Genomic DNA, 25,701 nt, shown 5'->3' on the forward strand with positions numbered 1-25,701 from the left:
GGCTACTCGGCGTTCTCACCGGCCTCGACGATGACGGGCGCGTACGTCGCGACGCGGTCCTCGCAGCAGTCCGGTACGAGGTCTCGCCACGGCTCGCCCTCGCGGATGCGACGGCGGATTTCGGTGCCGGAGTAGCGGCCGGGCTCGTGCATACGCTGGGCTTCGACGCGCGCGTCGGTGTACTCGCGGACGATGTCGGCGACCGTCTCGTTGCCCGTGATGACGACGTCCGCGTCCGTGCGCGCGACGAGGCGCTGCCCCCAGTCGGGGTAGCCGGCTTCGCCACGGTCCTCGTCGCAGACGCGCACGAGGTCGAGGTCCGGGAAGCACTCGCGAACGACGTGTTCGCGTTCGGCGGCAGTGAGCGGATTTCGCGGCGTCCGGGCTTTCTGCGGGCTGCCGATGGCGACGACGAGGTCGTACTCGCGGAGGAATCGGCGGACCGTCCGGTAGTGGCCGACGTGGAACGGCTGGAAGCGACCGGGGAACGCTGCGCGTTCGGGCACGAGAAGCGCTACCGACGGCGACGACTTGGGTGCTTGGGCTGGACGCATCGAAAAACCACGCTGGCCGGCGGTCCCGGCCAGCAGCGAGCGTGGAGCACTCGCCATCGGTTGCGTCAGACCACTGCGGGCTGGTCGTCGCGGCCGACCCGCTACGAGGGGACACCAGCCTCGCACGTGGACGGTGCTGGCGGACGACAGAAGACGTTTCGCCGAACATCTTCTCCGCGGAGTGCACGCCGACGACCCGCTCTCGCTTTAAGTATCTCTGGCGACAAGGGATAGATACGAAGAACTTCTCAGCGTGCTACGCTCCGTAGCCACGGTGCCGTCGTTCGCGTGAACGGTCGTCGGTGTGACGAACGCGAATGTTCTTTAAGTGCTTCTGGCGACAAGGGATAGATACGAAGGACTTCTCAGAGACACCGACTGCAGAGCCGGTGGCTCGTCGGTCGTCGTGGCTCCAGCGGGAACCCCCGCCAGCAGGGACCTTTTCGGCGTGCGCGTCCTACCGAGTAGCGATGAGCGACGCCGACGAAATCACGGTGTACTCCGACTACGTCTGCCCGTTCTGCTACCTCGGGCGGCAGTCGCTGTCGGAGTACCAGGCAGAGCGCGAGGAACCCCTCGACATCGACTGGCAGCCCTTCGACCTGCGCGCGCAGAAGCGCGGGCCGGACGGCGAAATCGACCACGACGTCGACGACGGCAAGGACGACGAGTACTTCGAGAAGGCCCGCGAGAACGTCCAGCGCCTCAAAGAGGAGTACGGCGCCGACGAGATGCAGATGGACTTCTCCCGCGAGGTCGACTCGCTGGACGCCCAGGCCGCGTCGCTGTACGTCAGCGACGAGTACCCCGAGCAGTGGCTGGACTTCGACGTCGCCATCTTCGAGGCGCTCTGGGAGGAGGGCCGCGACATCGGCGACCTCGACGTACTGGTCGACATCGCCGAGGACGTCGGCCTCAACCCCGAGGAGATTCGGGAGGTCGTCGAGAGCGAGCAGTACCACGACGAACTCCGCGCGGAGTTCCGCGAGGCCCAAGAGCACGGCGTCACCGGCGTCCCGACGTTCGCGTACGACGGCTACGGCGCGCGCGGCGCCGTCCCGCCGTCCCAGCTCCGCCGCCTCGTCGAAGGGACGTAAGCGCGGTTCGGCGGACTGCGACTGGCCGACACGCAACTTTCTTTAAGTGCCTCTGGCGACAAGGGATAGATATGAAGAGCTTCTCAGCGTGTTACGTCTCGTAGCCGCGGCGCTGTCGATAGCGAGCAACCGCCGAGCGTCGTTCGAAGTGCGGTTCCGCTTTAAGTATCTCTGGCGACAAGGGATAGATACGAAGGACTTCTCGGGGAGTTACGTTCCACAGCCACAGCGCCGCCAGCCGAGAGTTTAAACCGTGCGAGGCCACAGGTACCGGTAATGAGTGCTGACGGCGGCGACCGGATTCGCTGGGAGACGCGCGACGAGCGCCGCGTCGAACACCGACCGGGCTCGGGCGCGCTCTCGCGGGCGGAAGCCCAGCGCGACACCACGGTCCGCAAGTGGGGCGTCGTCTCCCCGAGCGCGACCGTCATCGGGCGCGCCGAATCCCCCGAAGCCGACCTCTCGGAGAGCATCCGGCGGCTCCACGAGGAGCGCCACACTGCGACCGAGGGACACAGCCGCCGCACCCACCACCTCGACCGCCTGCGGACGACACAAGCGCTCTGCAACGCCATCGACGTGACGCCGTGGCAGCGCGACGTCGCGCTCGGCGTGATGGGCGACATCGACCTCACTGAGTTCGGCAGCCAGCGCGCCATCGAGAAGGTCGCGCTCGTGGTCATCCGTCACGTCGTCGACGTCGACCGCCGCCAGTACTTCGGCCTCGACGACCTCGACGCGAACGAGCTCTCCCAGGAGCGCATGAACGACCTCTACGAACGCTACCGCAGCCACGACATCACCGACGAGCCGGCGTTCGCGGAGCTCGCGGAACGCTACGGTCTCGACAAGACGAGCCTGAACCGGCTGCGTCGCGTGCTCAAAGCACAGTTACCCGACGGGCTGCCGGCGTTCGGCCGGAACCCGAACCGCGACCCCCACCTCCCGGACGTCACCGAGCGCGACGTCCCCGACGAAGTGCCCAGCGACGACTAGGTCAGTCGAGGTGTTCGTCGAGGAATTCCTCGATGTCGTCGCCGCCCTGGAATCCCTCGGCGAGCCGCGCGACTTCTTTGCCGTCTTCGACGAGAACGAGCGTCGGCGCGCTCCGCACGTCCCACTCGTCGACCAGCGAGATGTCGTTGCCGGGGTTGACCATCGCGACCGTGATGCCCGTGGCTTTGGCTATATTGCCGAGGACTGGCTCGATTGCCTGGCAGAGCGAGCACCCCTTCGTGTAGAAGTCCACGAGTACGCGGTCGTGGGTGGCGAGGACGTCGGCGAGTTCGTCGCCGTCCGCGACGCGAATCGGTTTCTGTACGTTCTGTTGTGACTCCGTGCTCATGTAGAAATGTAGGGTGCGAGCGCGGAAAAGGACTGCTGCGGGGGCGCGTACCGCCGGCGCCCACGGAACAGGTTATTCGAGGTCTTCGAGGTACTCCGTGGTCTCCTCGGTCTGGAGTTCGCGGAACAGCTCGGAGTCAGCGTCCACGGTGGCGACGCCGACGCCCTCCGCGGAGAGTTCGTCGTCGCGGCCCTCGTTGAGCGCGCGGAGCGCGAGGTCGACGCCCTCGTCGAGGGAGAGGTCGGTCTCGTACTCGTCTTCGAGGTACTCCTGGATGACCGAGCGGTCCGAGCCGATGGCGACGGCCTTCCACTCGTTGGAGGTCCCGGATGGGTCCGTCTCGAAGAGGCGGGGTTCGCCGTCGGAGATGCCCGCGACGAGGAGCGCGACGCCGAACGGGCGTGCGCCACCGACCTGCGTGTACTGCTGGATGTGGTCGGTGACTTCCTTCGTCAGCGTGCGGACGCCGATTGGTTCGTCGTAGCGCACGCGCTCGACCTGAGACTGCTGGCGCGCGAAGTCCACGAGTTTCCGGGCGTCGGCGACGTGGCCGGCGCTGGCGGCGCCGACGTGGTCGTCGACCTTGTGGAGCTTCTCGACGCTGGAGCCCTCGAGGAGCGGCGAACGGGTGCGCTTGTCCACGACGAGGACGACGCCGTCCTCGGTGCGGACGCCGATGCTCGCGGTGCCTCGTTTGACCGCTTCCCGCGCGTACTCCACCTGGTAGAGGCGGCCGTCCGGCGAGAAAATCGTGATACCGCGGTCGTAGGCCTGCTGTTGGTTCTGACCCTGCATTGTCTTCGTTGACCAAATGTAAGCCGCGCTCACGTAAAGGGCTTTGACTTTCGGCAGGGGGTGCCGAGCAGCGGCAAAACCGCCGGGGTACTTGTGGCGGGGCGGCGAGAAACGAGTATGGACTCCGGGAAGGCGAGCCGTCGGTTCTTCGAGGAGCACGTCGCCGGGCGGACGGGTGCGGACCGCGAGGACGTCCGGCTCGGCCCGACGTACGGCGCGGACTTCGGCGTCGTGGACGTCGGCGACCGCGTCGTCGCGATGGCGACCGACCCCGTGTTCGTGCTCCGCGACCTCGGCCTCGAGCGGGCGGCGTGGTTCGCGTTCCACATCTGCGTCAGCGACGCTGCGCTCTCGGGCCTCCCACCGGCCCACCTCGCGGTGGACTTCAACCTCCCGCCGGGCACGAGCACGGAGACGTTCGACGCCATCTGGGAGGTCTTCGACCGGGAAGCCGAGAAACTGGGCGCGAGCCTGACGACCGGCCACACGGGCACCTACGAGGGTTGCGCGTTCCCGACGGTCGGCGGCGCGACCGCGCTCTCGATTGGCCACCCCGACGACCTCGTGGTGCCGACTGGCGCGCGGCCGGGCGACCGCGTCGTCGTCACGAAAGGCCCCGCAATCGAGTCGACGGGCGTGCTCGGCGTGCTGTTCGGCGACGACCTCCCGCTCGGCAAAGCCGCGGTCGAGGCTGCGCGCGAGCGCTTCGACGACGTCAGCCCCGTCCGGGACGCGCTCACCGCGGCGGCCGCCGGTAACGTGACGGCGATGCACGACGCGACCGAGCGCGGGCTCGCGAACGCGTTCCACGAGCTCGCGGCCGCCAGCGGCGTCTCCCTGTCAGTCGAGCGCGACCGCGTCCCCGTGCTCCCGGGCGTGCGCGAGGTCTGCGAGTACTTCGACATCGACCCGTGGACGACCTCCAGCGAGGGGACCGTGGTTGCGACCGTCGCACCAGAGGACGTGGACGCGGTGCTGACGGCGCTCGAAAGCGAGGGTATTCCGGCCGCGGAAGTCGGGTCAGTTGGGGAGAGAACACCGGACGGCGAGCGCGTCACCGTCGACGGCTCCCCGCTCCCGGAACCCGAATCCGACCCGCTATGGGGTGCCTACGAGACCGGGCGCGAGCGATTCGGGAGCGAGTGACGCGGCCGAGAGCGAGCGGCGTCCGGAGGGTTCTTTGCGACGCGCGGCCAGCGTTCCGACGATGCGAGCGAGGAACCAGCCATGGGCATAGTCGAGGAGTTCCTCGACCTGAAAGACGAGACCGACGCCGATCTGCTCGCGATGCAGGTCGGGGACTTCTACGAGTTCTTCGCGGAGGACGCGCGCACGGTCGCGGACGTCCTCGACCTGCAGGTCTCCGAGAAGTCCGCGCACGGGTCGTCGTACCCGATGGCGGGCGTGCCCGTCGACGACCTGACGCCGTACGTCGCGACGCTAGTCGAGCGCGGCTACCGCGTCGCCATCGCCGACCAAGTCGAGGACGGCGCCGACGACATCGAGCGCGAAATCACCCGGGTCGCCACGCCCGGGACGTTCGTGGACGTAACTGGCGCGGACGCCCGCTACCTCGCGGCGGTCGTCCGCGACGAGACGTGGGGGTTGGCGTTCGTGGACGTGACGACGGGCCAGTTCCACGTCGCGGACGCCGAGACGGAGACGGACGTGCTGACGGAACTTCACCGGTTCAGCCCTGAGGAAGTACTGCCCGGCCCCGAGTTGCGGGGCGACGACGACTTCCTCGGCGCGCTCCGCGAGCGCGCGGACGCGACGCTGACGCTGCACGAGGCGTCGGCGTTCGCGCCCGGGAAGGCCGCCCACAGCGTGCGCAAGCAGTTCGGCGACGGCGCGCTCGACAGCCTCGGCGTCGACAGCGACAGCCCGGCAGCGCGAGCAGCGGGCGCAGCCATCGACTACGTGGCGGCGACGGACGCGGGCGTGCTGGCGTCGCTGACGCGCCTCCAGCCCTATCGTGCGGACGACCACGTCGAACTGGACGCGACGACCCAGCGCAACCTCGAACTGACGGCGACGATGGGCGGCGACGGCGACGGGTCGCTGTTCGCCACGCTCGACCACACGGTATCCGCTGCTGGCGGTCGACGTCTGCAAGCGTGGTTGACCCGCCCACTCCGAGACCGCGCGGAACTGGCGCGCCGGCAGGCCGCCGTGGGCGCGCTCGCGGACGCACCGCTCGCGCGTGACGGGCTCCGGGACGTGCTCGGCGACGTCTACGACCTCGAACGCCTCGCGAGCCGGGCGGCTGGCGGGCGGGCCGACGCGACGGACCTGCTCCGAATCCGGGAGACGCTTGCGGCGCTACCCGAGGCCGTGGACGCGCTCGAGTCCGACCCCGACCTCGCGGACTCGCCCGTGACGGAGGTGTTGGAGGGCGTGGACCGCGAGGCGGCCGCCGGGGTGCGCGCCGAACTGGACGCCGCGCTCGCCGAGGACCCGCCGAAGACGCTCCGAGAGGGAGGCCTACTTCGCGAAGGGTACGACGACGAACTCGACGAGTTGCTCCAGGAAGCCCGCGAGCACGAGGAGTGGCTGGACGGGCTGGCGTCCCGCGAGAAGGACCGGCTGGGAATCACGCACCTGCAGGTCGACCGGAACAAAACCGACGGCTACTACGTGCAGGTCGGCAAGTCCGAGACCGACGCAGTACCCGAGGCGTACCGCGAGGTGAAGTCCCTGAAGAACTCCACGCGGTACACCACCGAGGAACTCGAAGAACGGGAGCGGCGGATTCTGCTCGTCGAGGAGGAGCGCGGCGACCTCGAGTACGAGTTGTTCGACGACCTGCGCGAGTGGGTGGGCGGGCACGCCGAAGCCCTCCAGCGCGTCGGCCGCGCGCTCGCCGAACTGGACGCGCTCGCCAGCCTCGCCGAGCACGCGGCCGCGAACCGGTGGATTCAGCCTGAACTCGTTGACGGCGACGACCTCGCAATCGAGGGCGGCCGCCACCCCGTCGTCGAGCAGACTACCGAATTCGTGCCGAACGACGCGCGGTTCGGCGACGGGAGACGATTCCTCGTCGTCACAGGCCCGAACATGAGCGGGAAGTCGACGTACATGCGGCAGGTCGCCCTAATAGTCCTGCTTGCGCAGGTCGGCAGTTACGTGCCCGCCGACGCCGCCCGCATCGGCCTCGTGGACGGCATCTACACGCGGGTCGGCGCGCTGGACGAACTCGCGCAGGGGCGCTCGACGTTCATGGTGGAGATGCAGGAACTCAGCCGCATCCTCCACGCCGCGACCGAGCGCTCGCTCGTAATCCTGGACGAGGTCGGGCGCGGGACCGCGACCTACGACGGCATCTCCATCGCGTGGGCAGCCACAGAGTATCTGCACAACGAGGTCAGAGCAAAAACCCTGTTCGCGACCCACTACCACGAACTCACGGCGCTCGCGGACCACCTCGCCGACGTCGCGAACGTCCACGTCGCCGCCGAAGAGCGCGACGGGGACGTGACGTTCCTGCGGACGGTCCGGGACGGCGCGACCGACCGCTCGTATGGCGTCCACGTCGCGGACCTCGCGGGCGTCCCCGACCCGGTCGTGGACCGCTCGCGAGAGGTGCTGGACCGCCTCCGCGAGGAGAAGGCCGTCGAAGCCCGGGGTTCGGCGAGCGAACCCGTGCAAGCGGTGTTCGACCTCGATTCCGGCGAGTTCGACGCGGGGAGCGCGGAGGAGCCGTCAGTCGAAACCGAGAGCGCTGCGGACGGCGGCGAGACAGCGGAACTGGACCCCGAGGCGCGCGAGGTGCTCGACGACCTCCGGGACGTCGACGTCAACGAGACGCCGCCCGTGGAACTGCTCTCGCGCGTGCAGGAGTGGCAGCGGCGGCTGGACGAGTAGCAGCGCGGGATTGATACGCGCGGGTCGCCTGCTGGCGAGTATGACTGACGGCGACCGCATCCGGGAGCTGGACGACGCGACCGTAGCCCAGATTGCGGCGGGCGAGGTCGTCGAGCGGCCCGCGAGCGTGGTGAAGGAGCTCGTGGAGAACAGCCTCGACGCGGACGCCGCGAGCATCGACGTCACCGTGGAGAGCGGCGGCCGCGACCGAATCGTCGTCGCGGACGACGGCCACGGGATGACCCGGGAGGACCTGCGGGCTGCGGTCCACCAGCACACGACGAGCAAACTCAGCGACGCCAGCGAACTGGACGCAGTCGCGACGCTGGGCTTCCGGGGCGAAGCCCTCTACACCATCGGTTCCGTCTCGCGGATGACGGTGACGACGCGCGCCCGGGACGCGGGCGACTCCGGGTCGACGCTCACCGTCGAACACGGCGATATCGGTGACCTACAGCCGGCTGGACGGCCGGCCGGGACCACGGTGGAGGTCGCGGACCTGTTCGCGGAGACGCCGGCGCGCCGCAAGTACCTGAAGCGGCCGGCGACGGAATTCGCACACGTCAACCGCGCGGTGACGCGGTACGCGCTCGCGAACCCGGACGTCGCCGTCTCGCTGACTCACGACGGCCGCGAGGTGTTCGCGACGACCGGCAGCGGGGACGTGCGGGACGCGGCGCTGTCGGTGTACGGCCGCGAGGTCGCCCAATCGCTCGTCCCAGTGGACGCGACACCCGAGGGACCGGTCGAGCGCGTCCACGGCTACGTCTCGGAGCCGGAGACGACGCGCTCGACCCGCGAGTACCTCGCGACGTACGTGAACGGGCGCTCGGTCCGCGACTCGGTGCTCCGCGAGGCCGTCCTCGACGCCTACGGCGGCCAACTCGCCGCAGACCGCTACCCGTTCACGGTGCTGTTCGTGGAGACGGACGGTGTGGATGCCAACGTCCACCCGCGGAAAATGGAAGTCAGGTTCGAGCAGGAGGACCGCGTGCAAACAGCCGTCGAGGACGCGGTGCGTGACGCACTACTGGACGCCGGCATCGTGCGCTCGCAGGCACCGCGGGGCGCGTCGAAGCCCGGAGACGCGACGATTTCGCCCGCGAGCGAGCGCGACGAGAGCGAACATTCGGCAGAAGGGACGACGCGCGAGAGCGACACGTCCAGCGCGGCGGACGTCGCCGTGGAGAGCGCGGAACACCAGAGCCGCGTGACGGACTCGCTGTCGAACAGCGAACCCGAGTCGACCGAGCGGAAGCCGAGCGGAACTGAACGGGAGCCGAGCACGAGCGAGCTGACGGGGGACTCGACGACGAGCGAGAGCGAATCCAGCGAGCGTGCGAACACTCGTTCGTCGTTCGACGCGCCGACGGAGAACGCGCGACTCACGGAGCCGACGAGCGGGGCCGACGACGAGGACGCGGCGGACGACTTCGACTCGCTGCCGGAGTTGCGCGTGCTCGGCCAGTTGGCGGAGACGTACGTCGTCGCGGAGACGGACGACGGCCTCGTGCTCGTCGACCAGCACGCGGCCGACGAGCGCGTCCACTACGAACGCCTACAGGAACAGGTCGGCGGCGCGTCGCAGGCGCTCGTCTCGCCGGTCGAACTGGAGTTGACGGCGGGGGAGGCGGCGGTGTTCGACGCGGCAATCGAGGACTTGCGCGCGCTCGGGTTCGACGCGGAGCTGTCCGGGCGGACGGCTCGCGTGACGGCGGTGCCAGCAGTGCTGGCAGACGTGCTCGACCCCGAGTTGGCGCGGGACGTGCTCGCGGACTTCGTGGCGGACGCGGGCGGTGACCCGGTCGCGGACGCCGCGGACGACCTGCTCGCGGACCTCGCGTGTCGGCCGGCGGTGACGGGGAACACGTCGCTGACGGAGGGGTCGGTGGTGGCGCTACTGGAGCGACTGGACGGCTGCGAGAACCCGTACGCGTGCCCGCACGGCCGACCGACGCTGATTCGCGTGGACGCCGACGAGCTCGCCGAGCGCTTCGAACGCGACTACCCCGGGCACGGTGGGCGGCGCCGCGAAGACGGCGGGAACTAAACCCCGGCCGCCGTACCGCGGGGTATGGACCTCGTGACGTTCGGCGAGACCCTGCTCCGGCTCTCGCCACCCGGACAGGAGCGACTGGAGCGCGCGACCGAACTGGAGTTCCGCGCAGCGGGCGCGGAGAGCAACGTCGCGGTGAACGCCGGCCGCCTCGGCGCGGACACCGCGTGGCTGTCGAAACTCCCAGACTCGCCGCTGGGCCGGAAGGTGACGGCGACGCTGCGCGCGCAGGGCACCGAGCCCGACGTGGCGTGGAGTGAGACCGGGCGGCAGGGCACGTACTACCTCGAACAGGCGGGCGAGCCCCGCGGGACGAACGTCGTCTACGACCGCGCGAACGCCGCGGTGACGACCGCGACGCCCGACGAACTCGCGACCGAGCGCGTCGACGCAGCAGAGTACTTCTACACGAGCGGCATCACGCCCGCGCTCTCGGAGACGCTCGCGGAGACGACCGCCGCGCTGCTTGAGCGCGCGACGGCCTCGGAGACGACGACGGCGCTGGACGTGAATTACCGCGCGAAACTCTGGGAACCCGAGGAAGCCCGCGAGGTGCTGGAGACGCTGTTCCCGGACGTGGACGTGCTCATCGCCGCGGAGCGCGACGCACGCCACGTGCTCGCCCACGAGGGGAACGCCGGCGAAATCGGGCGCGGGCTGGCAGACGAGTTCGGCTTCGAGACGGTCATCGTGACGCTGGGCGCGGACGGCGCGCTCGCGGTCCACGACGAGGATGTCTACGAGCAGCCGGCGTTCGAGGCCGACACGTACGACGCGGTCGGCACGGGCGACGCGTTCGTTGGCGGGTTCCTCGCGCGCCGCATCGAGGGCGGCGACGTGCGTGACGCCCTGGAGTGGGGCGCTGCGACCGCGGCGCTGAAGCGCACGATGCCCGGCGACACCGCGCTGGTCACGCGCGAGGAGGTCGAGGGCGTGCTGGCGGGCGGGGGCGCGGCAATCAACCGCTGACGCACGCGGTTCGAACGCTGGCCGGAGGAAACGGTTGTCTGCTTGTCGGGTAGGCGGGCTAACACGTGGCCCCAAGGCGTTTTTGTCCGACTGCACTCCGATTCGGACGCGATGAAACGAACAGCGACCGCTGCACTGCTGACGGTGTTGGTCGTCGCGAGCGCCGGAACGACGGCTGCCGCGGCAGCAGCGACCAGTACGCAGGGTAGTGGCGCAGTGTCAGAGGCACAGAGTGGGTCGGCGTACGCCGGAACGCACGTGCAGTTCGACGTCCGGCAGAACGCCGTGGCGAACTACCGCGTCGGCGGGGACACCGCCCTCGACAGCGTGAAGGTCCAGTCCGAGTCCGCCACCGACGGCGGCATCGGCGTGGACGTCGGTGTCGACCTCTCGGCGGTGACGAGCATCGCCGGGAGCGCGCTCTCGATGCAGACGAGCGCGAACGCCCAGGCCGAAATCGCCGCCGAAGGGTCGGCGTCGATGACCGCCCACGACAACGACCACGGCATCCTCGTCGTGGAAGCGGGCGGCAACAACCAGGTGGTCGTGGCGAACGTCTCCGAGGGAGCCACGGCCGAGAGCGAGTCGGACAGCCAGGTCGAGGTGACGACAGCGAACGGCACCCAGGGGACGTTCGTGGTCGTCGGGAACGGCTCCGTGACCGTCAACGAGGATGGCGACGTCTCCGCGCGGCTCGAAAGCGACTCGCGGCTCGTGTTCCGCGCGTACCCCGAGGAGAAGTCCAGCGAGGACGAGCAGACCGAGGAGTACATCGCGTCCGGGACGGCGACCGGCGAGGTGTACGTCGAACAGCAGGACGGCGAGATGGTGACTGACACGGTGACGTACAGCCAGCAGACGGCTATCGCAGCCGAGCAGGCTGCCGAGGACACCGTTCGCGTGACGGTCAACCGCACCCGCGAGCGCGGGAAAATCGTCGTCACGAGCGTCAGTGAGGCCGCAGTAGGGACCGTCTCGAACATCGACGTGACGGTGGACGGCGAGGCTGCCGTCGAAGCGTCCTCCTACAGCGAAGTTGAGGGCGCAATCGGCGGCGACACCTCGCGGTACATGGTGAAGCAGTCGTCGAGTGCGTCGTCGAAGGCGAAGGTGTACGTCGCGCTCAACCACTTCTCGAAGCGCACCATCGAGATGACGGGGAGCGAGACCACCGAGACGACGCAGGGCACGACGAGTGAGACGACGACCGCCGAGACGACGGCCGCAGACACCACCGAGTCCGGTGGCGACGGCGGCGAAACCGGCGGCGGCGCGCCCGGGTTCGGCCTCGGCACCGCTCTGGTCGCCGTGCTCGGTGCGGCGCTGTACGCGCTCCGGCAGTAGCGACTGCAGCCGACTCTTGAACGTTCTCTCGGCGCGGCCGACGCCGGTGCGCGTCGCTCCGGGCCGAAACCATTTCTCGCGGGCGCACGTCGGCCTAGCTATGACGCGACCGCACGTAGTCGTCGTCGGAGCGTACGGGAGCGCGGGCGTCGCGGCCGCCGAAGTGTTGGCCGAGGCGGACGTGGAACTGACACTCGTCGACGACGGCGAACCCGGCGGCGGGCTCTGCATCCTCCGCGGCTGCATGCCCTCGAAGGAGGTGCTGTCGGCAGCCGCGCACCGCTATCAGGCCCGGGACGACGACCGGTTGGTCGGGGACGTCCCCGACGTGGATCTGAGCGCAGTGGTCGAGCGAAAGGATGACAACGTGCTCGGGTACGCCGAGCACCGCCGGGGCGCGGTCCACGACCTCGCGGAGCGCGAGAACGTCACCTTCCACCACGAAACCGCCGACTTCGTCGACGACCGCACGCTGGACGTGGGTGGCGAGCGCATCGAGGCTGACTACGTCGTGCTCGCGACCGGGTCGACGCTGAACGTCCCAGACCTCCCGGGCATCGACGACGTGGACTGGATGGGCAGCAGGGACGTGCTCGATGCGACCGAGTTTCCGGACTCCGGGGTGGTGATGGGGTTCGGCTACGTCGGCCTCGAACTCGTCCCGTACCTCACGGAGGCCGCGGGGATGGACATCACCGTCGTCGAGCACGACGACCGGCCGCTGGACGACTACCACCCGTCGTTCGGCGAGGAACTACTGGATATGTACCGCGAGGAGTTCGGCGTCGAGATTCGCACGGAGGTCCGCGAGGAGCGCGTCGAGGCGACGCCGGACGGCGGCGCGCGCGTCCACCTCGACGACGGCTCCGTCGCCGAGGGCGACCAGTTGTTCCTGTTCACGGGCCGCGAGCCCTCGTTCCCCGACGACATGGAGAGAACCGCGCTCTCCCCGGAGCCGGGCTGGGTCGGGGACACGATGCAGGCGGCGGACGACGACCGCGTGTTCGTCGTCGGCGACGCCGTCGGCGACCGCATGCTCCTACACACGGCCAAAGAGGAGGGCTACCTCGCGGGCCGGAACGTCGTCCACCGCGAGGCCAGCGAGCCGCTGGAGGAGTACGACCCGCTCCCGCACAAGGTGATGTTCTCGGGCGCGGGCGTCTACCCGTTCGCGTCGCTCGGGCTGACGACCGAGCAGGCGCGCGAGGAAGGCCACGAGGTCGTGACCGCGCAGCGCGACGCCAGCGACGACGGCGTGTTCAAGGCGAAGGTGGCGTCGCGTGGGACGGCGCGATTAGTCGTCGATGCCGACGACGGCACCGTGCTCGGCTACCACGGCCTCCACTACGACGCGGACGCGATGGCGAAAACGATGCAAGTGATTCTAGAGGGAGAGATGGACGTCCGAGAACTTCCGGACCGTGCGTACCATCCGACGACGCCCGAAATCCTGGACGGGCTGTTCCGCGAGACCGCCGCGCAGTTGTAGTTAGTCGGGGCGCAGCCACGCGGTGTCGTACTCGCCGAGCACGCTGTCGACGGCGCTGGCGAGGTCCTCGAAGCGGTCCGTCGGCAGGCGGTCGGTGGTGACGAACGCGCCGTGGTAGCCGTGGATGACGCGCGTGAGGTAGCCGTGCTCGAACGCGCGGATGGTGAATTGGTAGTCGCCGAGTTCGGTGTCCTCGTAGATGCGCTTGGACTTGAAGCCGCTGCGCTCCTCGTTGGCGAACCCGACGATGTTCGCGCCGGGTTCGAGGTCGTCGCGGAGGTATATCTGTTCCTCGTTGGTGGTGTCGAAGTACGTGATGCTGCGGAGGCGGTCGCCGACGGTGGTCCGGCAGACGCTGACGAGTTCGTCCGCGAACGCCTCGTCGAGGTTGCTATCGTTTCCCATACTGGTCCTGCGGAGAGCGCCAGCAAAAAACCACGGGCGCGCTACGGGGAACCGGGAGCACCGCCTACAAGAGTTATACGCGCTCCGTTGGAACGGCGTCACATGTCCGACTCAGAGAGCAGCGACGGCGAGTTCGACGAGCAACCGGCCGCTCTCGGGGTGAAAGTCGGGAGCACGCGCACGGTCGTCTCCGCGGGCGACGCCGACGACCCGAACGTTCTCCGCACGCTGACGTGTCTCGCCACCTACGAGGACGCGCTCACCGGCGAGGAGCACGTCCTCTACGGCGAGGAAGCCGCGACCGAGTACCCCGACCGCGTGCGCTACATGCTCCGGTCCGGGCTGCCCGAGGACGAGGAGACGACAGACCTCGCGAAGACGTTCCTCGAGGAGTTCGCACGCTCGAACGGCCTCCCCGAGGACTCGGTCGTGGTGTACGCCATCCCCACCATCGACAACGAGATCGGGCTGGAGCGCCTCTCCGAAATCATCGAGGACGGCCCCCTCGGCGAGCGGCTGGTCCGGTCGTACCCCGAGTCGCTGTGCGGCGCGGTGCCCGCGCTCGGCGACGACCTCGAAGCCATCGAGGAGACGTTCGTCGCCGTCAACATGGGCTCGACGAACCTCGAAGCGTGCGCGTACCGCCGCGGCGAGCAGCTCGCGCCGTTCTCGACGGGCGCCATCACAGGTACCGAGGTCGACCGCCGCATCGCGAACTACGTCGAGGAGGAGACGCAGGGCCGCGTGAACATCGACCTCACGACCGCCCGCGAGTACAAGGAGGAGCACGCGGACTTCCTGAACTACGAGCCGTTCAGCGACATCATCCAGCAGCCCGGCGGCGGCACCTACGAATTCACCATCGAGCACAGCGTGATGGACGCCGTCGACGAGTACGTCGACGACGCGGTCGACGAGGTCGCGAACGTCTTCATGCCGGAACTCGCCAACGACTACATGAAAATCTACCAGCAGGCCCTCGACAACCCGGTCGTGCTCACGGGCGGGATGGCCTGTATCCCGGACGTCGTCGCCGAATTCGAGGAACGCCTGAGCGAGGAACTCGAACGCGACGTCGAGGTGACGACCGCCGACGACCCGGCGACGGCGGCCGCGCGCGGCGCCCACCGCATCGCCGACCGGCTCGTGGAACTGAACGAGTACTGAGCCGGACAACGTTTTTCTCGGCGGGCGAGAACCACCTGAACGGGATGGTCCCCGACCTGCGCGACGACGTCCCGACCGAAGAGGTACAGTTTCCCGACGGTCGCACGCTGGCGTACGCGGAGTACGGCGACCCCGACGGCACGCCCGTGTTCTTCTGTCACGGCACGCCGGGGTCCCGAATCTCCGGGCAGCTCGGCCGCGACGCGAAAGCCGAGGTCGGCGCGCGCGTAATCGCACCCGACCGCCCGGGCTTCGGCGCGTCCGACCGCCAGCCCGGCAGGACGTTCGCGGATTGGGCCGCGGACGTGGCGGCACTCGCGGACGAACTCGGCATCGAGGAGTACGCCGTCGTCGGCTTTTCCGGGGGTGGGCCGTACGCGCTGGCGTGTGCCGCACACAATCCAGAGCGCGTGACTCGCTGCGCGGTCGTCTCGGGGGTCGGGCCGCCGGGGTCCGCGCGCGGCGACCTCGGGTTCGAGCGCGCGCTGGCGTCCGCGTCGCGGGTGTCGCCGCAGTTCGGCCGGCCGCTCGTCTGGCTGATGGCGCGCGCCGTCGCGAGCGCGGACTCGTTCACTGACGTCGTCGGCGAACCCGACACGGACCTCGCGGACCCGCGGCGCGGCGAGAGCGGGCGCGTGCTACTGGCGGACTTTCGCGAGGGGCTGAGCCAGGGAACGACGCCGCTGGCGACCGACTACAGCGTGCTCTACGGCGCGTGGGACTTCGACCTCGCGGACGTCGCAGTGCCGACGCGCGTATTCCACGGGGAGAGCGACGCCAACGTCCCGGTCGCGGCGGGCGAAGGCGTCGCCAGCGAGGTGCCGAACGCCGACCTCACGGTCTACGAGGACGCCGGCCACTTCCGGCCAATCGTCGAGGAGGCACGCGACATCTTCGGCTGGGCAGTCGGGCGCGAGGAGAGCAAGTAGCGAGTAGGCGTTACGACGGGACGGTGCAGCCTTCGACGTACTCGACGTCCGCGACGGAGTCGATGGCGGGGTCGTCGCCGCAGACCGGGCAGTCGGGATTCTTCGCGACCGGTACCGTCTCGAAGGACATGTCGCCGGCGTCGTAGAACAGCAGGCGGCCGGTGAGGCGCTCGCCGTAGTCGAGCAGGCCCTTCACGCACTCGGTGGCCTGAATGCAGCCCATCGTCCCGGGGAGGATGCCGAGCACGCCCGCGGTCGCGCAGTCGGGAATCGTTCCTTCTGGTGGGGCTTCCGGGAACAGGCAGCGGTAGCAGGCGTTTCCGGGTTCGTACGTGATTGCCTGGCCCTCGAAGCGGTAGATGGCGGCGTGGCTGAACGGAATCTCGCGGAGCACGCAGGCGTCGTTGACGAGGTAGCGCGTCGCGAAGTTGTCCGAACAGTCCACCACGTAGTCGACGCCGTCGAGGAACTCGCCGACGTTCGACTGGTCGAGGCGCGTGACGTGCGCGTCGACGTCCACGTCGGGGTTGAGGTCCTCGACGTACTCGCGGGCGCTCTCGGCCTTCGGGCGGCCGACGTCGGCGTCCGCGTGGATGATTTGGCGCTGGAGGTTCGAGCGCTCGACGTCGTCGTGGTCGACGATGCGGAGCCGGCCGACGCCCGCGGCCGCGAGGTACTGGATGACCGGCGCGCCCAGACCGCCCGCACCCACCACGAGCACGTCGCCGTCGAGCAGGCGCTTCTGGCCCTCGGCGCCGACGTCGTCCATGATGATGTGTCGCGAGTAGCGGTCGAGCTGCACCGGGTCGAGATTCAGCCCGGACATACCCGTGGGGACGGCGTGGGCGCGGGTAAGCGTTTCCCGTCCGGCAGCACGCGTCGACGAAGCTGTCGCTGGCGGGTGTAGCGACGAAAGAACTACGGGTACCCCTACCCGGCAGTGGCTCATACCGACTCCCCCGGTAAATGTCTTGTCAGGTCGAATCGCGACCGATAGGGACGGACTAAATCCCGATAGAGCCCCTTAGCCGCCGTATTCGGCGGTTTCTGAGTCAGCGGGGAGCGCGCGACGGATTCGCCGGGCCGTGGTGGCGACCTCGTCGCTGGCGCGCCCGACCGCGCTCAACAGCGGGTGCGACGACGACAGCGACTGGTAGAGGTACTCGTTGAGCGGGCGGGCTTCCGCGGACGGCACGTGGACGGTCTTCGGTTCGAGGTCGCCCGCCTGGCGGCGGACGGCGAGGTCCTGGCAGTCGGCTTCGAGGGCGTCGAGGTCCGCGAGGAGCTGCCGGAGTTCGTGCGGCGGACAGCCGTAGAACGGCCGCGAACGAATCGCTACGAGGTCCTCGTGGACGGCGCGGAGCGTCCGCTCGGCGGCGTCGAGCGCGCTCGCCTCGTCGTAGAGGTCCGAGCAGAGTCGCTTGCGGCTGCGCTTGGACTCGCGGGCCGCGGCGAGCAGTTGGTCGCGCAGGAGCGGCGTCACGCGAGCAGCCTGCCGGAGCGCCACCGCCAACTCCGCTCCGAACTCCGAGGCCACGCTCTCCCAGTAGGTGTCGCCGTACTCGGCCGCGTAGTGCGGGGCGTCCATGACCGTCTCGACGTACGCCTCCCGAATCGCGACACTCGCGGTGCTGTCGGCGTGGTCGCGTCGAGTAGCAAGCGTGGTCGTCGCCGACCGAGCGGGCATCGAGTCGGCGGACTCGGCGTCGACGTCGACCGACTGGACGCGCCGGCAGAACCGCGTGAAAGCGTCGGCTTCCGTCTGGAGAATGTGTCGTTCGCGGCGGAGTGCGCGGCGCGCGTCGGGAATCCACTCCCCGAAGCCCGCGGTCGCGTCGGTCCCGTGCCCCCGAGTGGCAGACTGTGGCATATCCGTGGCTTCGACAGCGCTCGTATAGAAGACTGCTAGGAGTGCTATATTGGTCTCGGTGCCCGTCCCCACCCGGGACCGAGTTCGGCCGATGCGTTCAGGTGGCCGCGGCGTCAGTAGCGACGTATAGATGAACGCGCGACGCGGTGCCGAACACGTGATTGCCGATGAGTGACGCGCCGGAGTTCCCCTTTCTGGACGCGCTCGACGACGTGTTTCTGGGGTTCGACGAAGACGGGGCCGTCGTGGTGTGGAACCGAGCAGCCGAGAACGTGACCGGCTACACCGACGCCGAATTGGCGGCGGCGACGCTCGGCGACCTCTTCGACGTCCAGACTACGGAAGTCGTCGACGAACTGTTCGACACCGGGTCGGCGGTCGTCGAAGCCGACCTCGTGACCGCCGACGGCGACCGCATCCCCTACGACTTCGAGGCCCACCGCGTCGCCGCCGACTCCCCCGCCGCCTTCGCCGGCATCGGTCGCGACGTGACGGAGCGCCACGACCAACGAGCACGCATCGAGGCGCGCGAGCAGTTCCTGCGCGAGATGTACGAAGTCATCGCGAACCGCCAGCGGTCGTTCACGGAGAAAGTCGAGGCGCTGCTCGCGCTGGGCCGCGACGAACTGGGGACGGCGTACGGGACGCTCTCGAAAATTGACGGCGAGGACTACGTCTTCGAAATCGTGGACGCCGACGACGACAGCATCCAGGCGGGCGACGTCGTCCCGCTCTCGGCGACGAACTGCGAGCGCGCCGCCAGCGACGAACAGACCCTCGTGCTCGGCGACATCGCGCGGGACGCTCCCAAGGAGACCGACCGCGCCGGCTACACGGAGTGGGGAATCTCGTGTTACATCGGTGCGCCCGTGTTCGTCGACGACGACGTATACGGGACGTTCTGCTTCTACGACACGGAGCCACGCGACGGCCAGTTCTCGGAGTGGGAGGTCACACTCGTCGACCTCATGAGCCGCTGGGTGAGCTACGAACTCCAGCGCGACCGCGCAAACGAGCGACTGCAGCGCCAGAACGAGCGCCTGGAGGAGTTCGCGTCGGTCGTCTCCCACGACCTCCGGAACCCACTGAACGTCGTCGAAGGCTCCCTCGAACTGGCGGACGAGACCGGCGACGTCAAGCACCTGGACCGTGCTCGGCGCGCGCTCAACCGCATGGAGACCCTCATCGACGACCTCCTGACGCTCGCGCGCTCCGACACGGCGCTCGGCGAGACGGAAGCGGTCGACCTCGCGTTGTTCAGCCGCGAGTGCTGGGAGACCATCCCGTCCGGGGGTGCCGCGCTCGCGGTCGAAACCGACCAGATCATCGAAGCCGACCGAACGCGCCTCCAGCAACTCCTCGAGAACGTCTTCCGGAATGCGGTAGAACATGGCGGCGACGCTCCCACCGTCCGCGTCGGCGACCTCGACGACGGCTTCTACGTCGAGGACGACGGCCCCGGGATTCCCGAGGACGAACGACAGACCGTCTTCGAGCGGGGCTACTCGACGACCCCTGAGGGAACGGGCTTCGGGCTCGCCATCGTCGCGGAGATCGCACACGCTCACGACTGGGACGTCGTCGTGGCCGACAGTGCGAGCGGCGGCGCACGCTTCGAATTCGTCGAAGCGGACGCACAGCGCGCGTAAGGCTGGCGGACTTGTGAACCCAGAGGAAGACGTGCTCGCTCACTCCATTCGCTGGCCGCGACTTTCAGAGTTCAAAGCCTGCCTAGTTACAGCCGAGCAGCGACCCACGCGTTGCTGCGCGACATCGATACAGAAACGTGGGGCCTGGCGGATTTGAACCACCGCTCACCCGGTGTCCCACGACACCCGCCCCGTGACGGACGCCGATATGAGCCGGGGGCTTTGAACCAGACTAAGCTAAGGCCCCTCGCACACCGCTTCCCGTGGCCGAACCTTTAGCCTGTCGGGATTCCACGACAGCGCAGCCGAGGCTGCGCGAGTGAGTGTAGTAAAAGTACGCCGCCACCAGGGCTCGAACCTGGGACAACCTGGGTAACAACCAGGTGCTCTACCAACTGAGCTATGGCGGCTCGCACCCGTTTCTACCCGGTGCGTTTTGAAATGGCTTTCGTTTCGCCAGCAGACTCGGGCATCGACACGGCTTAGGCGCGGCCGCGTGAATTCGGCCGCATGAGCGACTTCGAGACGGTGCTCGACGCCGTCCGCGAGCGCGTGGACCCGACGCCGGCCGAGCGGCGCGCGCTCGCCGAGGCCGCGGAGCGGCTGGCCGACCGAGCGCGGGACGCCATCGCGGAGTTGCCCGTCGAGGCGGACGTCATGCAGGTCGGGAGTACGGCGCGCGGGACGTGGGTCGCGGGCGACCGCGACATCGACCTGTTCGTGCGATTCCCACCTGACCTCCCACGCGAGGAGCTACAGGAGTACGGGCTCGAAGTTGGCAACGAGGTGCTTCCGGAGGGCCGCGAAGAGTACGCCGAACACCCCTACGTGAAGGGAACGTTTGAGGGGTACGACGTGGACCTCGTGCCGTGCTACCGTCTGGAGTCCGCGACCGACATCCAGTCGGCGGTCGACCGTACGCCGTTCCACAACGCGTACCTCGAGGAGCGACTGAGCGACGAGGACGCCGGCGACGTACGGCTGTTCAAGCAGTTCCTGAAGGGCATCGGAGCGTACGGCAGCGACCTCCGAACGCAGGGGTTCTCGGGCTACCTCACGGAACTGCTCGTGCTGGAGTACGGCGGGTTCCGGGAGACGCTGGACGCGATTCGGGACTGGAAGCCGCCGGTCGTCCTCGATCCCGAGGACCACGCGGAAGCGGAGTTCGACGACCCGCTGGTGGTCGTCGACCCGACCGACCCGGAGCGCAACGTCGCCGCGGTCGTCTCCGCGGAGAACGTCGCGCGCGTCCAGCACTACGCCCGCGAGTTCCTCGCCGACCCCGACGAGCGCGTCTTCGAGCTGGCGACGCCCGACCCGCTCGGCGCGGAGGAGGTCCGCAAGCACGTCGAAGAGCGCGGGACGACGCCACTAGCAGTCGTCTTCGAGGCCCCGGGCCTCGTGGAGGACCAACTCTACCCGCAGTTGTATCGCTCTCGGGACGGCCTCGTGCGCGGACTCGAAATCGAGGGGTTTGAGGTGCTGCGCGCGGCGACGTGGGCGGACGACCGCGCGGTGCTGTTCGCGGAGCTAACCGTGAGCGAACTTCCAGCAGTCGAGCGCCACGAGGGACCGCCCGTCCACGTCGGCGGGCACGCACAGGGGTTCTACGAGAAATACGCGGACAGCGACGCTGCCGGGCCGTTCCTCGACGGCGACCGGTACGTCGTCGAGCGCGAACGCGACATCAGGACCGCCGAGGGGTTCGTCGAGACCCAACTCGAAGACGTCGCACTCGGTGCGCACGTCGAGTCCATCGTGGAAGCCGGGGACTACGAAGTGCTCGCTGGCAGGGAAGTTTCGGAACTCGCGGACGGCTTCGGAACGGAACTCGCAGCGTACTTCGAACCGTCCGTCTGAGGTCGCTTTTCGTTCGAGTCAGAGCGCGGGGTGGGAGGCGCGGATGTCGTCGAGCAAGTCGCGGACGGCATCGCTGACCTCGTCGTCGGGACCGACGGGTTCGCGGCCGTCGAACGTCTCGTGGACCATGCCGATGCCGTCCGCGAGCGTGTCGAGGCTGTAGCCGCCTTCCAGAATGAACGCCAGCGCCGCGTCCGTCGCGTCGGCGAGCGTCCGGACGCGGTCGGCGAGCAGGCCGTAGCCTTCCGTAGTGACGTGCATCCGCGAGATTGGGTCGTGGCGGTGGGCGTCGAAGCCCGCGCTCACGAGGAAGACGTCCGGGTCGAACTCGGCGAGTGCGGGTTCGAGCAGTTCGTCGAACGCCGCACAGAAGTCGGCGTCCCCGGAGCCCGCGGGGAACGGCGCGTTCAGCGTCGAGCCGACGCCGTCGCCCTCGCCGTACTCGTCGGCGTCACCAGTCCCCGGGTAGAGGCCGTCCTCGTGCACGGACGCGTAGAAGACGTCGCTGCGGTCGTAGAAGATGTCCTGCGTGCCGTTGCCGTGGTGGACGTCCCAGTCGAAGATGGCGACGCGGTCCGCGTCGAGGTCGTCAAGGGCGTACTGAGCGGCGACGGCAGCGTTGTTCAGGAAACAGAAGCCCATCGCGTCGTCGAAGACCGCATGGTGGCCCGGCGGCCGGCCGAGCGCGAACGGCGTGTTCCGGCCGTCGGCGCCGTTCACCGCTGCGCGCGTGGCATCCTTCGCGAGGCCCGCGCTAGCGAGCGCGGCCGGCCACGTCTCCTCGGAGGCGGTCGTGTCGGGGTCCCAGTCGCCGCCGCCGGACTCGCAGAAGTCGCGAATCTCGTCGACATAGTCGGGGTCGTGGACCGCCGCGACGTCGGCTTCGGTGGCTGGCGTGGCGCCCTCGTAGGTGACGCTGTGGCGCTTGGCGAGCCCGCGCTTGATGGCGCGCAGTCGGTCCGGGCTCTCGGGGTGGCGTGGGCCCGGGTCGTGTGCGAGACACGTCTCGCTGAACCCGAATCTCATTCCACGAGGTCGAAGTACGTCTGGACGTCCTCGGCCTGTACGGTGCGTCGGCCCGCGTGCTCAGCGAGTACGGCGGCGCCCTCCGCGGCGTCCGAGGCGAACGACTCCAAGAGGTCCGCAAGCGCGACCCGGGCGTCCTTGGAGACGCGGAACCGGTCGTCGAGATCAAGGCGCGCGATGCGGTCGACCGGCGCGACCGGCAGCGTGAGTTCGTCGGCGTCGGGCACCTCGTCGACGCCGAAGTCCGCCGCCATCAGGGTCTTTCGGCCGTCCGCGGCCGCGCGTTCGGCGGCGTCCTGCGCGAGCGATGCGCCGCGGCGCTGGATGCGCCGTGCGAGTTCCTCGGCCGCGTCAGCGCTCACCCGCAAGTCACCCGCGTGCCGCCGGATGATGGTGTCGACCGGCGCGAACGGGAGTTCGACGCTCATGCGTCAATGGGTGGCTGTCGCACGCTTAACTGTTTCCGTTGGAACGGAATCCGCCACCACGCATTTGGGAACTGCACCCAAACCACCGAATATGGCGAAAAATCCCCACCAGGCGAACGCCGAAGAGATCGCCGACCAGGAGGTCGACGCCAACGAGGAGGAAGCCGAGGAAGTCGTCGAGGAGCGCCGCGAAGCCGACGAGGAGTACCAGGAGGAACAAATCAAAGAGGAAATCGAGCACGAGGACGAGGAACGTTACCAGGAAGCCCGCGAGGCGACGAACGCGGACAACCACCCGGACGACGCCGAGTGGGACTAGTGTAGTTCCTCGGCGCGGAGGCGGCCGTCCTGGAGGAGTCCCCGGACGGTCACTTCCTGCCCGAGCGTGACGTCCGCGTCGGTCTCCACGCTCACGGTCTCCTCGCCGTCGTCCAGAATCACGGGGTTCTGGGCCTGCACGACGACGCCCGTGAATTCGACTTCTTCGCCGTCGTCGGTGTCGCCGTCGTCGCTCGACGAGCTATCGTCAGCGCTGCTCGGGTCGTTGCCGTCCTCGAACGCCGACAGTCCGGTCGGGCCGCTGCCCGAGTCGTCACCGTCGTCGCCGGTCGTCGCGCCGTCGGCGAGCGGGATGACCGACGACTGCCAGCCAGCGGACGCTTCGATGTCGTCCTGCCAGCCGTCCTGAATCTCGACGTCCACGAACGCGACCTCGTCGCCCGGCCCGATGTCGAGGTCGGCCTTGTCGCCCCACAGCGCCACGCGGATGTCGCCGGTGTCGTCCTGCACGCGCACGTTCCGGACTTGGCCCTCGCTGCCGTCGTCGCGGTCGAACGTGCGCTTGGGGTCCGCGGAGCGAATGACGCCCGAGATGTCGGCGATGTCCTCGAGTTCGAGGTCCTCGATGACCGTGGTGTCCGGCACGAACGCGACGTCCGCGTCGACGGGTTCGACCGCGCCGCGGTCGCCGACGTGGAGTTCGAGGCTGCCGTCGCGCTCGCGGACGTAGCCGTCCACGACTTCGACGACCTCGCCCTGCGAGAGTTCGGTCGCGGTCTCGGCCTGGTCGTCCCAGAGCGTGACGCGCACGCGCCCGGTCTCGTCGCCGAGCACGACGTTCGACACCTTCCCTTCGCTGCCGTCGTCGCGGTCGAACGTCCGCACCTCCTCGGTGCCGAGCACTTCGCCCGTGAGGTTCACGTCCGAGATGCCCAGCGAGAGGTCTTCGACGCGGTACTCGTCCTGCACCGGCACGTCGATTTCCTCGTCGTTGTCCACCTCGACCTGGTCGGCGCTGACCTCGATGCCGTTGTAGCCGTCCTTCGGTCGGCCCTTCACGCGGAGCACGTCGCCGACTTCCAGTTGGTCTTTGGCGCCCTCGGCCTGCTCGTCCCACAGCGATAGCCGGACGCTGCCGGTCTCGTCGGCGACGTCGACGTTGACCACGCGGCCCTCCGGGTCCTCGTCGTCGTCGCGCTCGAACGTCCGCACGTCGCCGACGCTCGTCACCTTCGCGATGAACTTCACTTCGTCCATCTCGGGTTCGACGTCCGCGACGCCGTTGACCTCGCCGTCCTCCAGTTCGTGGGCGATGAGCATGGCGGCCGTTTCCTCGTCGGCCAGTCCGCCCATCTGTTCGACCTTCGACTCGACGGCGTCCCGGAACTCCTCGAGGGACACGTCGGTGTCGAGGTCCCCGTAGACGTCCTCGATGTCGTCGCCCATAATCGTAGTTCACTCCAGACGCGAGCCGCGCATAAGCGTTGTCCTTGGGGAATTCCGCCGTCTCCGTCCGCGGGTCGTGGATGGCACACGGCGGGATGGCGCGACCTCCAGTTTGAACCTACGGACCGTGCGCGCACCCCGAATCGTAACCGCTTTACGTAAGTCCGGGCTACGAAAGAGTGAGTCCGGGTAGGGTAGTGGACTATCCTCTTGGCTTGCGGAGCCAGGGACCGGAGTTCAAATCTCCGTCCGGACGTTCTCTCTTCACACCACGCCCGCGAGCGACGCTCGTGTCGCTCGTGAATCCGTCAATTGGGGCACGAAGTTCTTAGCAGTGGACCGAGTACGGGTGGGTAATGAGCGAGGATCGGGCAGTGCTGTCGATAGACCCGCACGTGCACTCGGAGGGTTCGTACGACGGCAACGAGCCCGTGGAACTCATCCTCGAGCACGCCAGCGACATCGAACTTGACGGGGTCGTGATAACGGACCACGACAGCATCGAGGAGTCGCTGCGGGCGGCAGAGTTAGCACCGGAGTACGGGCTGGTCGGGATTCCGGGCGCGGAGGTGTCGACGGACGTCGGCCACGTGCTGGCCATCGGCGTCGAGGAGTGCCCGGAGCGCGGGCAGCCGTTCGAGGCGACCGTGCGCGCAATCCGCGAGCAGGGCGGCGTCGCAGTCGTTCCGCATCCGTTCCAGCGGAGTCGACACGGCGTGCGGCGGCGGAATCTCGGGGAGTGCGACGGCATCGAGGTGTACAACTCGATGGTGTTCACGGGCTACCGGAATCGGCGCGCGCGGACGTTTGCGCGTCGCCACGACTACCCGCGGTTCGGCGCGAGCGACGCGCACTCGATTCGGAACGTCGGGCGGGCGTACACGGACGTCGCGCTGCCGGACGTCGACCCGGAGACGCCGGCAGGCGAGATTCCGACCGAGACCGTGCTGGCGGCGCTGCGCGCGGGCGAGACGGACATCCGGGGGAAGCGGACGCCGATTCACCGGAGCACGCGCCAGTACGCGAAGGGCGCGGTGCGGAAGAGCGCGTACCTGTTGACGAAGCGCCTGCCGTACGTGAGTCCGTGGCCGGCGTCGATGGACAGCGCCTGACGAAACGCGTTTGCGTC

23 protein-coding genes and 3 tRNA genes are annotated in these 25,701 nt (G+C 68.8%); 15 read left to right on the top strand and 11 right to left on the bottom strand.

Annotated features, from left to right (window positions below; genetic code table 11):
• Positions 1–2 precede the first annotated feature (2 nt).
• Entirely contained in the window at positions 3–506 is a 504-nt protein-coding gene (locus LPA44_RS01645; RefSeq protein WP_230887854.1) for an adenylyltransferase/cytidyltransferase family protein, read from the bottom strand.
• Positions 507–1,024: 518 nt separating this feature from the next.
• On the opposite strand from LPA44_RS01645, the gene LPA44_RS01650 reads away from it, so the two are divergent.
• Both LPA44_RS01650 and LPA44_RS01655 read left to right on the top strand, forming a co-directional pair.
• Positions 1,025–1,651 (top strand): DsbA family oxidoreductase, encoded by a 627-nt coding sequence (locus LPA44_RS01650; protein WP_230887855.1) that lies wholly within the window; start codon positions 1,025–1,027, stop codon positions 1,649–1,651.
• A gap of 276 nt (positions 1,652–1,927) precedes the next feature.
• Positions 1,928–2,647, top strand: a complete 720-nt coding sequence (locus LPA44_RS01655; RefSeq protein ID WP_230887856.1) for a DNA-directed RNA polymerase subunit epsilon — start codon at positions 1,928–1,930, stop codon at positions 2,645–2,647.
• A 1-nt stretch (position 2,648) separates the two neighbouring features.
• Here the strand turns inward: LPA44_RS01655 and LPA44_RS01660 are convergent, their stop codons facing one another.
• Positions 2,649–2,996, bottom strand: coding sequence for a thioredoxin family protein (locus LPA44_RS01660; RefSeq protein WP_230887857.1), 348 nt, complete (start codon positions 2,994–2,996; stop codon positions 2,649–2,651).
• A gap of 72 nt (positions 2,997–3,068) precedes the next feature.
• Positions 3,069–3,791, bottom strand: a complete 723-nt coding sequence (gene psmA, locus LPA44_RS01665) for an archaeal proteasome endopeptidase complex subunit alpha (protein WP_230887858.1) — start codon at positions 3,789–3,791, stop codon at positions 3,069–3,071.
• Between the two features lie 117 nt (positions 3,792–3,908).
• Between psmA and LPA44_RS01670 the strand changes: the two genes are divergently transcribed.
• The 6 genes from LPA44_RS01670 (at position 3,909) to LPA44_RS01695 (ending at position 13,513) form a co-directional block, all read left to right on the top strand.
• A complete protein-coding gene (locus LPA44_RS01670) occupies positions 3,909–4,937 on the top strand; it encodes an AIR synthase family protein (RefSeq protein ID WP_230887859.1) in 1,029 nt (342 codons plus the stop codon).
• Positions 4,938–5,018: 81 nt separating this feature from the next.
• Complete coding sequence (gene mutS, locus LPA44_RS01675) at positions 5,019–7,655, top strand: DNA mismatch repair protein MutS (protein ID WP_230887860.1); 2,637 nt, start codon at positions 5,019–5,021, stop codon at positions 7,653–7,655.
• 40 nt (positions 7,656–7,695) lie between these two features.
• A complete protein-coding gene (gene mutL, locus LPA44_RS01680) occupies positions 7,696–9,705 on the top strand; it encodes a DNA mismatch repair endonuclease MutL (protein ID WP_230887861.1) in 2,010 nt (669 codons plus the stop codon).
• A 24-nt stretch (positions 9,706–9,729) separates the two neighbouring features.
• Entirely contained in the window at positions 9,730–10,680 is a 951-nt protein-coding gene (gene kdgK1, locus LPA44_RS01685; protein WP_230887862.1) for a bifunctional 2-dehydro-3-deoxygluconokinase/2-dehydro-3-deoxygalactonokinase, read from the top strand.
• Positions 10,681–10,791: 111 nt separating this feature from the next.
• Positions 10,792–12,024 (top strand): hypothetical protein, encoded by a 1,233-nt coding sequence (locus LPA44_RS01690; RefSeq protein ID WP_230887863.1) that lies wholly within the window; start codon positions 10,792–10,794, stop codon positions 12,022–12,024.
• 100 nt (positions 12,025–12,124) lie between these two features.
• Positions 12,125–13,513, top strand: coding sequence for an FAD-dependent oxidoreductase (locus tag LPA44_RS01695; protein WP_230887864.1), 1,389 nt, complete (start codon positions 12,125–12,127; stop codon positions 13,511–13,513).
• On the opposite strand, the gene LPA44_RS01700 is transcribed toward LPA44_RS01695, so the two are convergent.
• Positions 13,514–13,918 carry a DUF7522 family protein gene (locus LPA44_RS01700; RefSeq protein WP_230887865.1) on the bottom strand — a complete coding sequence of 135 codons (405 nt, stop codon included), beginning with the start codon at positions 13,916–13,918 and terminating at the stop codon, positions 13,514–13,516.
• Between the two features lie 102 nt (positions 13,919–14,020).
• Between LPA44_RS01700 and LPA44_RS01705 the strand changes: the two genes are divergently transcribed.
• Both LPA44_RS01705 and LPA44_RS01710 read left to right on the top strand, forming a co-directional pair.
• On the top strand, positions 14,021–15,085 hold the full coding sequence (locus LPA44_RS01705) for a rod shape-determining protein (RefSeq protein ID WP_230887866.1): 1,065 nt from the start codon (positions 14,021–14,023) through the stop codon (positions 15,083–15,085).
• A gap of 44 nt (positions 15,086–15,129) precedes the next feature.
• Positions 15,130–16,014 (top strand): alpha/beta fold hydrolase, encoded by an 885-nt coding sequence (locus LPA44_RS01710; RefSeq protein ID WP_230887867.1) that lies wholly within the window; start codon positions 15,130–15,132, stop codon positions 16,012–16,014.
• A 10-nt stretch (positions 16,015–16,024) separates the two neighbouring features.
• Here the strand turns inward: LPA44_RS01710 and ubaA are convergent, their stop codons facing one another.
• Positions 16,025–16,840, bottom strand: coding sequence for an SAMP-activating enzyme E1 (gene ubaA, locus LPA44_RS01715; RefSeq protein WP_230887868.1), 816 nt, complete (start codon positions 16,838–16,840; stop codon positions 16,025–16,027).
• Between the two features lie 198 nt (positions 16,841–17,038).
• The gene (locus LPA44_RS01720) at positions 17,039–17,884 is read right to left on the bottom strand and encodes a DUF7260 family protein (RefSeq protein WP_230887869.1); all 846 of its coding nucleotides are present in this window, start codon (positions 17,882–17,884) and stop codon (positions 17,039–17,041) included.
• 167 nt (positions 17,885–18,051) lie between these two features.
• Here LPA44_RS01720 and LPA44_RS01725 point away from each other — a divergent pair, with 167 nt between their 5' ends.
• Complete coding sequence (locus tag LPA44_RS01725; protein ID WP_230887870.1) at positions 18,052–19,533, top strand: sensor histidine kinase; 1,482 nt, start codon at positions 18,052–18,054, stop codon at positions 19,531–19,533.
• A 138-nt stretch (positions 19,534–19,671) separates the two neighbouring features.
• Here the strand turns inward: LPA44_RS01725 and LPA44_RS01730 are convergent.
• Positions 19,672–19,780 (bottom strand) — tRNA-Ile (locus LPA44_RS01730).
• 90 nt (positions 19,781–19,870) lie between these two features.
• A tRNA-Asn gene (locus LPA44_RS01735) sits at positions 19,871–19,943 on the bottom strand.
• 100 nt (positions 19,944–20,043) lie between these two features.
• Between LPA44_RS01735 and cca the strand changes: the two genes are divergently transcribed.
• Positions 20,044–21,393, top strand: a complete 1,350-nt coding sequence (cca, locus tag LPA44_RS01740) for a CCA tRNA nucleotidyltransferase (RefSeq protein WP_230887871.1) — start codon at positions 20,044–20,046, stop codon at positions 21,391–21,393.
• A gap of 18 nt (positions 21,394–21,411) precedes the next feature.
• Here cca and LPA44_RS01745 read toward each other — a convergent pair whose 3' ends face one another.
• Both LPA44_RS01745 and LPA44_RS01750 read right to left on the bottom strand, forming a co-directional pair.
• Positions 21,412–22,419 (bottom strand): histone deacetylase family protein, encoded by a 1,008-nt coding sequence (locus tag LPA44_RS01745; RefSeq protein WP_230887872.1) that lies wholly within the window; start codon positions 22,417–22,419, stop codon positions 21,412–21,414.
• The gene (locus LPA44_RS01750; RefSeq protein ID WP_230887873.1) at positions 22,416–22,847 is read right to left on the bottom strand and encodes a histone family protein; all 432 of its coding nucleotides are present in this window, start codon (positions 22,845–22,847) and stop codon (positions 22,416–22,418) included. The genes LPA44_RS01745 and LPA44_RS01750 overlap by 4 nt, the downstream gene beginning before the upstream one ends.
• Before the next feature lie 91 nt (positions 22,848–22,938).
• Here LPA44_RS01750 and LPA44_RS01755 point away from each other — a divergent pair, with 91 nt between their 5' ends.
• The gene (locus LPA44_RS01755) at positions 22,939–23,166 is read left to right on the top strand and encodes a hypothetical protein (protein WP_230887874.1); all 228 of its coding nucleotides are present in this window, start codon (positions 22,939–22,941) and stop codon (positions 23,164–23,166) included.
• On the opposite strand, the gene LPA44_RS01760 is transcribed toward LPA44_RS01755, so the two are convergent.
• A complete protein-coding gene (locus tag LPA44_RS01760) occupies positions 23,163–24,572 on the bottom strand; it encodes a single-stranded DNA binding protein (RefSeq protein WP_230887875.1) in 1,410 nt (469 codons plus the stop codon). The genes LPA44_RS01755 and LPA44_RS01760 overlap by 4 nt on opposite strands.
• A gap of 183 nt (positions 24,573–24,755) precedes the next feature.
• Here LPA44_RS01760 and LPA44_RS01765 point away from each other — a divergent pair.
• Together LPA44_RS01765 and LPA44_RS01770 are read left to right on the top strand one after the other, a co-directional pair.
• A tRNA-Arg gene (locus tag LPA44_RS01765) sits at positions 24,756–24,828 on the top strand.
• A gap of 100 nt (positions 24,829–24,928) precedes the next feature.
• Entirely contained in the window at positions 24,929–25,684 is a 756-nt protein-coding gene (locus LPA44_RS01770; RefSeq protein ID WP_230887876.1) for a PHP-associated domain-containing protein, read from the top strand.
• Positions 25,685–25,701: the final 17 nt, after the last annotated feature.

The organism is Halobacterium sp. KA-4, from assembly GCF_021028995.1.
GTDB lineage: Archaea > Halobacteriota > Halobacteria > Halobacteriales > Halobacteriaceae > Halobacterium.

Excerpts from the sequence above, each read along its gene's own strand:
- LPA44_RS01725 (WP_230887870.1), top strand. The coding sequence starts at position 18,052 with ATGAGTGACGCGCCGGAGTTCCCCTTTCTGGACGCGCTCGACGACGTG.
- kdgK1 (WP_230887862.1), top strand. The coding sequence starts at position 9,730 with ATGGACCTCGTGACGTTCGGCGAGACCCTGCTCCGGCTCTCGCCACCC.
- LPA44_RS01650 (WP_230887855.1), top strand. The coding sequence starts at position 1,025 with ATGAGCGACGCCGACGAAATCACGGTGTACTCCGACTACGTCTGCCCG.
- LPA44_RS01720 (WP_230887869.1), bottom strand. The coding sequence starts at position 17,884 with ATGCCACAGTCTGCCACTCGGGGGCACGGGACCGACGCGACCGCGGGC.
- LPA44_RS01690 (WP_230887863.1), top strand. The coding sequence starts at position 10,792 with ATGAAACGAACAGCGACCGCTGCACTGCTGACGGTGTTGGTCGTCGCG.
- LPA44_RS01755 (WP_230887874.1), top strand. The coding sequence starts at position 22,939 with ATGGCGAAAAATCCCCACCAGGCGAACGCCGAAGAGATCGCCGACCAG.
- LPA44_RS01750 (WP_230887873.1), bottom strand. The coding sequence starts at position 22,847 with ATGAGCGTCGAACTCCCGTTCGCGCCGGTCGACACCATCATCCGGCGG.
- LPA44_RS01660 (WP_230887857.1), bottom strand. The coding sequence starts at position 2,996 with ATGAGCACGGAGTCACAACAGAACGTACAGAAACCGATTCGCGTCGCG.
- LPA44_RS01710 (WP_230887867.1), top strand. The coding sequence starts at position 15,130 with ATGGTCCCCGACCTGCGCGACGACGTCCCGACCGAAGAGGTACAGTTT.
- LPA44_RS01770 (WP_230887876.1), top strand. The coding sequence starts at position 24,929 with ATGAGCGAGGATCGGGCAGTGCTGTCGATAGACCCGCACGTGCACTCG.
- LPA44_RS01700 (WP_230887865.1), bottom strand. The coding sequence starts at position 13,918 with ATGGGAAACGATAGCAACCTCGACGAGGCGTTCGCGGACGAACTCGTC.
- LPA44_RS01655 (WP_230887856.1), top strand. The coding sequence starts at position 1,928 with ATGAGTGCTGACGGCGGCGACCGGATTCGCTGGGAGACGCGCGACGAG.
- ubaA (WP_230887868.1), bottom strand. The coding sequence starts at position 16,840 with ATGTCCGGGCTGAATCTCGACCCGGTGCAGCTCGACCGCTACTCGCGA.
- LPA44_RS01695 (WP_230887864.1), top strand. The coding sequence starts at position 12,125 with ATGACGCGACCGCACGTAGTCGTCGTCGGAGCGTACGGGAGCGCGGGC.
- LPA44_RS01670 (WP_230887859.1), top strand. The coding sequence starts at position 3,909 with ATGGACTCCGGGAAGGCGAGCCGTCGGTTCTTCGAGGAGCACGTCGCC.
- cca (WP_230887871.1), top strand. The coding sequence starts at position 20,044 with ATGAGCGACTTCGAGACGGTGCTCGACGCCGTCCGCGAGCGCGTGGAC.
- mutL (WP_230887861.1), top strand. The coding sequence starts at position 7,696 with ATGACTGACGGCGACCGCATCCGGGAGCTGGACGACGCGACCGTAGCC.
- psmA (WP_230887858.1), bottom strand. The coding sequence starts at position 3,791 with ATGCAGGGTCAGAACCAACAGCAGGCCTACGACCGCGGTATCACGATT.
- mutS (WP_230887860.1), top strand. The coding sequence starts at position 5,019 with ATGGGCATAGTCGAGGAGTTCCTCGACCTGAAAGACGAGACCGACGCC.
- LPA44_RS01760 (WP_230887875.1), bottom strand. The coding sequence starts at position 24,572 with ATGGGCGACGACATCGAGGACGTCTACGGGGACCTCGACACCGACGTG.
- LPA44_RS01705 (WP_230887866.1), top strand. The coding sequence starts at position 14,021 with ATGTCCGACTCAGAGAGCAGCGACGGCGAGTTCGACGAGCAACCGGCC.
- LPA44_RS01745 (WP_230887872.1), bottom strand. The coding sequence starts at position 22,419 with ATGAGATTCGGGTTCAGCGAGACGTGTCTCGCACACGACCCGGGCCCA.